This window comes from Corynebacterium sp. HMSC065H09 (assembly GCF_001812845.1).
In the GTDB taxonomy this organism is placed as follows: domain Bacteria; phylum Actinomycetota; class Actinomycetes; order Mycobacteriales; family Mycobacteriaceae; genus Corynebacterium; species Corynebacterium jeikeium_D.
In genome coordinates, this window is the sequence record NZ_KV810599.1 from 1 (window position 1) to 6206 (window position 6206).

8 protein-coding genes and 1 riboswitch are annotated in these 6206 nt (G+C 58.2%); of the genes, 6 read left to right on the forward strand and 2 right to left on the reverse strand.

The genetic code is table 11. The annotated features are described in order from the left end of the window. Positions 1 to 141 precede the first annotated feature (141 nt). Positions 142 to 597, forward strand: coding sequence for a hypothetical protein (locus tag HMPREF2878_RS08965; RefSeq protein WP_048733759.1), 456 nt, complete (start codon positions 142 to 144; stop codon positions 595 to 597). 107 nt (positions 598 to 704) lie between these two features. Next, positions 705 to 986, forward strand: coding sequence for a GNAT family N-acetyltransferase (locus tag HMPREF2878_RS08970; protein WP_049173078.1), 282 nt, complete (start codon positions 705 to 707; stop codon positions 984 to 986). Positions 987 to 1086: 100 nt separating this feature from the next. Here the strand turns inward: HMPREF2878_RS08970 and epsC are convergent, their stop codons facing one another. After that, the gene (gene epsC / locus HMPREF2878_RS08975) at positions 1087 to 1680 is read right to left on the reverse strand and encodes a serine O-acetyltransferase EpsC (RefSeq protein WP_005511963.1); all 594 of its coding nucleotides are present in this window, start codon (positions 1678 to 1680) and stop codon (positions 1087 to 1089) included. A gap of 115 nt (positions 1681 to 1795) precedes the next feature. Beyond that, on the reverse strand, positions 1796 to 2728 hold the full coding sequence (gene cysK / locus HMPREF2878_RS08980; protein WP_049173059.1) for a cysteine synthase A: 933 nt from the start codon (positions 2726 to 2728) through the stop codon (positions 1796 to 1798). 303 nt (positions 2729 to 3031) lie between these two features. After that, a riboswitch (cobalamin riboswitch) is annotated at positions 3032 to 3301 on the forward strand. A 66-nt stretch (positions 3302 to 3367) separates the two neighbouring features. Between cysK and HMPREF2878_RS08985 the strand changes: the two genes are divergently transcribed. From HMPREF2878_RS08985 to HMPREF2878_RS09000, 4 genes are read left to right on the forward strand one after another with little or no spacing between them, the layout of a single operon-like run. Further along, the gene (locus HMPREF2878_RS08985; protein ID WP_049190264.1) at positions 3368 to 4150 is read left to right on the forward strand and encodes an energy-coupling factor ABC transporter permease; all 783 of its coding nucleotides are present in this window, start codon (positions 3368 to 3370) and stop codon (positions 4148 to 4150) included. Between the two features lie 38 nt (positions 4151 to 4188). Further along, complete coding sequence (locus tag HMPREF2878_RS08990; protein ID WP_049173058.1) at positions 4189 to 4566, forward strand: energy-coupling factor ABC transporter substrate-binding protein; 378 nt, start codon at positions 4189 to 4191, stop codon at positions 4564 to 4566. After that, positions 4563 to 5300 (forward strand): cobalt ECF transporter T component CbiQ, encoded by a 738-nt coding sequence (gene cbiQ / locus HMPREF2878_RS08995; RefSeq protein ID WP_070549912.1) that lies wholly within the window; start codon positions 4563 to 4565, stop codon positions 5298 to 5300. The genes HMPREF2878_RS08990 and cbiQ overlap by 4 nt, the downstream gene beginning before the upstream one ends. Positions 5301 to 5302: 2 nt before the next feature. Then, positions 5303 to 6127 carry an energy-coupling factor ABC transporter ATP-binding protein gene (locus HMPREF2878_RS09000; protein ID WP_049190261.1) on the forward strand — a complete coding sequence of 275 codons (825 nt, stop codon included), beginning with the start codon at positions 5303 to 5305 and terminating at the stop codon, positions 6125 to 6127. The last annotated feature ends 79 nt before the right edge of the window (positions 6128 to 6206 follow it).

Sequence of the window (6206 nt, forward strand, 5' to 3'; positions counted from 1 at the left end):
CTGAAAGTCAGACACACTTTTTGCTACTTAACCCTGTTTGTCGCGGGGATCGTCGTAAAGCACAGTGCATCGAGCCGTGCGAAAACCTTAAAGTGGGGGAAATTAAACCGCGTACACACCCTAGCGGATAGGATGTTGTGCATGAGTAAGGAATTCGCCTCAGCAGGAACGCTGTCCGACGATAAGACGCTGCCGTGGGTCGTGCGCATCTTCGTCTACACGGATGCTGAGGGCAGTCAATCGGCTGCTGAGAAGGTTCGTGGGGTGCTCGCGGAACTGATTCCGGATCAGGAAGTCAACGTCTACGAGGATGTCATGCCCGATGTGGGGCGCACTTCCTCTCTCGCTGATTTGTGGGCGGAGGCCAACCCGGGCATGGATCCGGGGGATCGGAAGCGTTACCGCATCAGTGTGGTGGCTCCGGGGCTGTCTCACTGCGAAATGGCGGACCTGGCAGGCCCGCTCGCTGAGGCCGTCAGCCCAGGGTGGGCAGAGGGGGAGGCTGCGACCAAGGTCGCGAAGGGCGATGTCCCGTGCCGTGTCGCTGTCGGGCGTGCCGACGAGCACCCGGGCGAACCCCCGCTAGTGCAGAATTAACCAGAATTCGGAATTAATCCGAAGCGAGAGCTGTTATCTGGGTTACATCCTAAGAGTCGTTTGCAATGACGACGCTTCACAACCATGAGAGGGAAGTGATTCCGAAAATGGCACACACTATTTCGCATGATGAGGCCGGTCAGCGCTACGTTCTCACCGTAGAGGGAGAAGAGGCCGGCTTTGCCGCTTACACCCCGGTGGAAGGTGCCCTGGACTTTGACCACACGGTTGTAGATGGCAAATTCCGTGGACAAGGCCTGTCCAAGCCGCTTATCGCAGGCGCGCTGGATGATGTTCGGAAGAACAACCGAAAGATTCGCACCAGCTGCTCCGCTGTTGCCAACTTCGTGGAGAAAAACCCGGACTACCAGGATCTACTGGCTGACTAGTCGCTGAAGGGCGAAGAACGCACAAAGCAGCCGGTCGGCTGCTCACGATAGGAAGAGCAGCCGGTCGGCTTTTGTATGTAGAGCTAGTTTTAGGGCGGGGCTAGATGAAGTCTCCGTCACCCTGGACGTACACCGCCGGATCGCACAACGGCTTGTGCTCTTCGGGCTTGGCAGGGCGTACGCGGCCCGGAATTCCTATCACGATGGAATCGGGTGGGCAGCTGTGGGTGACCACGGAGTTGGCGCCGATTGATGAGCCTGCACCAATTGTGATGGGGCCAAGGACTTTCGCACCTGCTCCGACGGTGACGTTGTCCTCCAGGGTGGGGTGGCGTTTTACCTTCTCCAGTGAGCGGCCGCCAAGCGTCACGCCGTGGTAGAGCATGCAGCCGTCACCGATTTCTGCGGTTTCGCCAATGACGATGCCCATACCGTGGTCGATGAAGAACCTTCGGCCAATTTGAGCGCCCGGGTGAATCTCAATACCAGTCAGCCAACGGGAAAACTGTGCGAGTACTCGTGCAATGCCCTTGAAAATCCCGCCTCGTTTCCAGAGGCGGTGCGAGAATCGGTGAATCCAGATTGCGTGTAGGCCGGAGTAGACAATGGCATTTTCTACATCACTGCGCGCAGCTGGGTCATGCGCACGGGCATTGTCCAGATCCTCTTTGAGGATTCGGAAAAAGTCACTCATGGGCGTCAATTCTATCTGGTCGGAGGTGTGGGCAATGCAAAAACCCGCTTGCCGACGGAAAGTGCCAGCTAGCGGGCTCTGCAGAGAAGGTTACGGGCGCTTATAGTGCTCGGCTTTAGTCGCGCAGATCCTCGTACAGGATGGAGGAGACGTAGCGCTCGCCGAAGTCAGGAACAATCACGACGATGTTCTTGCCCTCGGACTCCGGGCGGGCTGCAATCTCGAGAGCAGCCTTGATGTTTGCACCGGCAGAAATGCCGCCGAGGATGCCCTCGGCTGCAGCGACCTTGCGGGAGACCTCAATAGCGTCCTCGTTGGTAACCGCAATGATCTCGTCGAGAAGCTCCTGATCGAGAACCTCTGGGACGAAGTTTGCGCCCAGACCCTGAATCTTGTGCGGGCCGGCGGTGCCCTCGGTCAGCAGCGGGGAGGCCTTCGGCTCAACGGCAACCAGCTTGATGTCCGAGTTGTGCTTCTTCAGCGTGCGACCAGCACCGGTAATGGTGCCGCCGGTGCCGACACCAGCCACGAAGTAATCAACCTTGCCGTCGGTAGCTTCCCAGATTTCTTCACCAGTGGTTGCCTCGTGGATAGCCGGGTTGGCCGGGTTGGCGAACTGGGAAGCCAGGATTGCATTGTCGGTGTTAGCCACGATTTCGTTGGCCTTATCGACAGCGCCGCGCATGCCATCCGCGCCCGGGGTGAGTACAAGCTCAGCGCCAAATGCGCGCAGAACGACGCGGCGCTCCTGGCTCATGGTGTCCGGCATAGTGAGAATGACCTTGTAACCGCGGGCTGCGCCGACCATTGCCAGCGCGATACCGGTGTTGCCCGAGGTACCCTCGACGATGGTTCCGCCCGGCTTGAGCTCGCCAGAGCGCTCGGCGGCATCGATAATTGCGTTGCCGATGCGGTCCTTGACCGAGTTGGCAGGGTTGTAAAACTCCAGCTTGGCAATCACGTTGCCCGGCAGGCCCTCGGTAACACGGTTGAGCTTAACCAGCGGGGTGTTGCCGATCAGTTCAGTGACATCGTTATAAATAGTCATTAATCTTATCCATTCCGGAAATCACAGAGGACTTCCTAATGAGTTTTCGCGTGTAGCCGTAGTGTACGCCTGATCCTGCAATTAGTACAGACCAGTTCGTCTATTTTATGGCTTGCGTAGGGAAGTGGAAGCTGTCAGTTCCGGTGCCGCCACCGTCATAGTCGCCGCGGCCGGCGCCGTCGCAGTCGCACCGCTATTTTCGCAATGCCCCTGCTATTGCCACGTTAACGCTGTCTCATTGCCTCGCTCGTCCTTACCTCCATTGTGAGGGTAAAGAGCATTAAAGTTTCTTAGAATCCACTATTCTGAGACGTGATTTACAGTGCACGGGAATGCCTTGTGAATAGGCAGCGGCCCTCGCCACTGTGATTGGGTGCGATTGTGGCCCTTATCTGCACAGCGGTTATATGTGATAACCGAAAAACGCAGACAATGGACTCAGCGATTGCGGTGCTTCGTCGAAGCCACTCAGAGGGACTCAAACCTTTGGGGAAGGAGGCGAGGCATTAATAGAAGTGTGAAGCTTTCCTCAGCCCATCAGCCAGGAGACCGACTGTAAATCATCCAATTCGCGTCCGCGGATTGGCGGTCGAGCGGTGCTGTCGAGGTGAATAGCGCCGTAGAAAGATGATTTACATCATGCATATTGCTGAGGGATTTCTCCCAGTCACTCATTGCATTGGGTGGGGTGTAGCTGCCGCTCCCTTTGTCATTCACGGCGCAATTCAAGTCAAGCGCACTATGAAAGAACATCCCGGTAGCGGCATGCTGCTCGGTGCTGCTGGTGCGTTTACCTTCGTGCTCTCCGCAATCAAGATTCCATCTGTGACGGGTTCCACTTCGCACCCGACAGGTACAGGTTTTGGTGCTGTAATCTTCAAACCTCCGGTGATGGCGCTGCTTGGCTCCATCGTGTTGCTCTTCCAAGCAATCTTGCTCGCTCACGGCGGCATTACGACGCTCGGTGCGAACATCTTCTCCATGGCAATCGTCGGCCCGTGGGTTGGCTACGCCTTCTACGTATTGACTCGAAAGCTCGGCGGAGGCCTACTACCAGGTGTGTTTATGGCAGCGTTCTTCGCTGACCTCTCCACCTATGTTGTGACCTCCGTGCAGCTCGCTCTTGCACACCCGGCAAACCCGGGCGGTGTCGGCGGCGCTCTGGCTACATTCCTCGGCCTGTTCGCTATCACGCAGATTCCGCTGGCAATCATCGAGGCTCTGGTCACCGTCATTCTCATGCGCACCCTGCTGGCCGTGGCACATTCTGAGCTCCTCGATCTCGGCTTCCTGTCCCGCTTCGGTGATGCGCCAGCACCGGCGCTGGAGGCGAAAGCTGCAGAAGCCACGGCTGACGCTGTTGCAGGATCTGTCACTTCGCAGAATGCGGCAGCTGCATCCGTATCTGGCCAGAAGCAGTAGCCGTCGTCAAGCGAAAAGAAGCGAAAGAGAGCACGATTATGAATGCAAAAAACAACGCGCAGATTGTCGACGCACAGGCAGCTAGCCAGCCGAAGAAGAACTCCGTGTGGGTCAGCGTTGGTCTCATTGTCCTGGTAGTCGTAATTGCCATGTTCCCGCTGTTCTTCAACTACGGGGACGACGACGCCGAGGAGCCGTTCGCCGGCACTGATGCCACCGCTACGGAGACAATTCAGGAAATCGACCCGAACTACGAGCCGTGGTTCGAGCCACTCGTCGGCGAGCTGCCGGGTGAGGTCGAGTCGGGTCTGTTCGCGCTCCAGGCCGTTATCGGTGCTGGCGTCCTGTTCTACGTTATTGGCTTCTACCGAGGGAAGGCTGCTGCGCGTTCGGACAAGCGCGAGAAAGAGCAGTGAATGCGCTAGAAGCTGCAGCGGCGCGCAGCGCTTGGGCACGCCGCAACGTGGGTGAAAAGATTCTGCTGCTCGGTGGGCTGCTGATTCTGGCGGTTGCGCTACCGCCAATTCCCTTTGCGCCTGTCATTGCGGTCATTGCTTGGTCTATTGCGTACATAGCCCGAGTGCCCCGCAAGCTGTATGTGGCAATGGTGCTGGCACCGGCGGCTTTTGTGCTCGTCGGCGCGTTTCCGCTTTTGGTAGCGCTTACTCCCGACGGTCTCGCGTGGTCGCCGGATGGCCCGCAGCGAATGGCGCAGGTTGTGATGCGTTCGTTTGCGGGTATCAGCTGCACGATGGTCTTTGCGCTGACCACTCCGATTTCGGAGCTCATTGCCTGGCTCGACAAGCACGGCTTGCCGCGATACTTGACGTACCTCGCCGAGGTGATTTACCGGATGACCGGCGTGCTGATTCACTCCGCACACTCGATGACGGAAGCGCAAGCACGACGCTTGGGACACTCCACGCGCCGGGCGATGATCCGAGATGTAGCGGCACAGTCCGCCAGCCTCTTTGTCATTGCCTTTACCCGCGCGCGCAAGATGCAAGAGGGAATCGAGCTGCGCGCCGATCCGAGCGCAATGAAAGTACTGGTGATTTCGCGGCCCAGGCAGCCGAAGTTCATCGTGATATCCAGTGCATTACTTTTGTCGTTGATTGCGGCCTGGGCGCTGCTGAAATGGGGTGTATAGGGATGTCGAGCAGCAGGAAAAATCGCGCTGATCACGTACATGGTGCCAACGGTGTCATTGTCGAAGCGGCTGCAGTTACATACGCTTACGACGAAACCCACGTTCTGAAAGGCGTGGATCTGGCAATTTCGGGTGGCGAGCGCCTAGCGCTGTTGGGGGCAAACGGTTCGGGCAAGTCCACGCTGTTGCGTATGCTCGCGGGAGCGTCTAAGCCCAATAGTGGTGAGGTCCGCCTTGACGGCACCGTCTACACGTACTCCCGGCACGGCCGCAATGCGGTCCGTCGCTCAGTGCAGATGGTCACGCAGGATCCGGATGAGCAAATCTTCGCGGCTAGCGTGTTTGCAGACGTCTCGTTCGGTCCCGTCAACCTGGGGCTTAAGAACGAGGAAGTCGAACGGCGCGTCCGGCAGGCTCTAGGTACCGCCGAGATCACCGATCTCGCCGAACGCGTTCCGCACCAGCTTTCCTATGGTCAGCGCAAGCGCGTCGCTCTCGCTGGTGCGCTGGCGATGCATCCGCGTGTGCTGCTTCTCGACGAGCCCTCCGCCGGCCTCGATCCGCAGGCGACCCGAAAGCTTGCACACACGCTCAATCAATTGCGCGATCAGAGCACTGCCGTCGTCGTCGCCACGCACGACATCGACTTCGCGTGGAATTTCGCCGATAGGGCAGCGGTGCTTGCCGACGGCAAACTGCGCGTCGGCGCCAAGGAAGAAATTTTGGCCGATCGACGGTTGGTCGAACATGCTCGACTGGCTTTGCCCTGGGCGCCCGTGGTCTCCAAGGCGATTGGGCGAGATGTGTGCCATCCAGAGGATGTTTAGGCGAGTGGCTTGGTTGGTGAATAGCTCATCGATATGTGCAGCTAAGGGTTAAGTAAAGAAAAGTGTGTCTTTTCCGGGC

Excerpts from the sequence above, each read along its gene's own strand:
- HMPREF2878_RS08965 (WP_048733759.1), top strand. The coding sequence starts at position 142 with ATGAGTAAGGAATTCGCCTCAGCAGGAACGCTGTCCGACGATAAGACG.
- HMPREF2878_RS08970 (WP_049173078.1), top strand. The coding sequence starts at position 705 with ATGGCACACACTATTTCGCATGATGAGGCCGGTCAGCGCTACGTTCTC.
- epsC (WP_005511963.1), bottom strand. The coding sequence starts at position 1,680 with ATGAGTGACTTTTTCCGAATCCTCAAAGAGGATCTGGACAATGCCCGT.
- cysK (WP_049173059.1), bottom strand. The coding sequence starts at position 2,728 with ATGACTATTTATAACGATGTCACTGAACTGATCGGCAACACCCCGCTG.
- HMPREF2878_RS08985 (WP_049190264.1), top strand. The coding sequence starts at position 3,368 with ATGCATATTGCTGAGGGATTTCTCCCAGTCACTCATTGCATTGGGTGG.
- HMPREF2878_RS08990 (WP_049173058.1), top strand. The coding sequence starts at position 4,189 with ATGAATGCAAAAAACAACGCGCAGATTGTCGACGCACAGGCAGCTAGC.
- HMPREF2878_RS09000 (WP_049190261.1), top strand. The coding sequence starts at position 5,303 with ATGTCGAGCAGCAGGAAAAATCGCGCTGATCACGTACATGGTGCCAAC.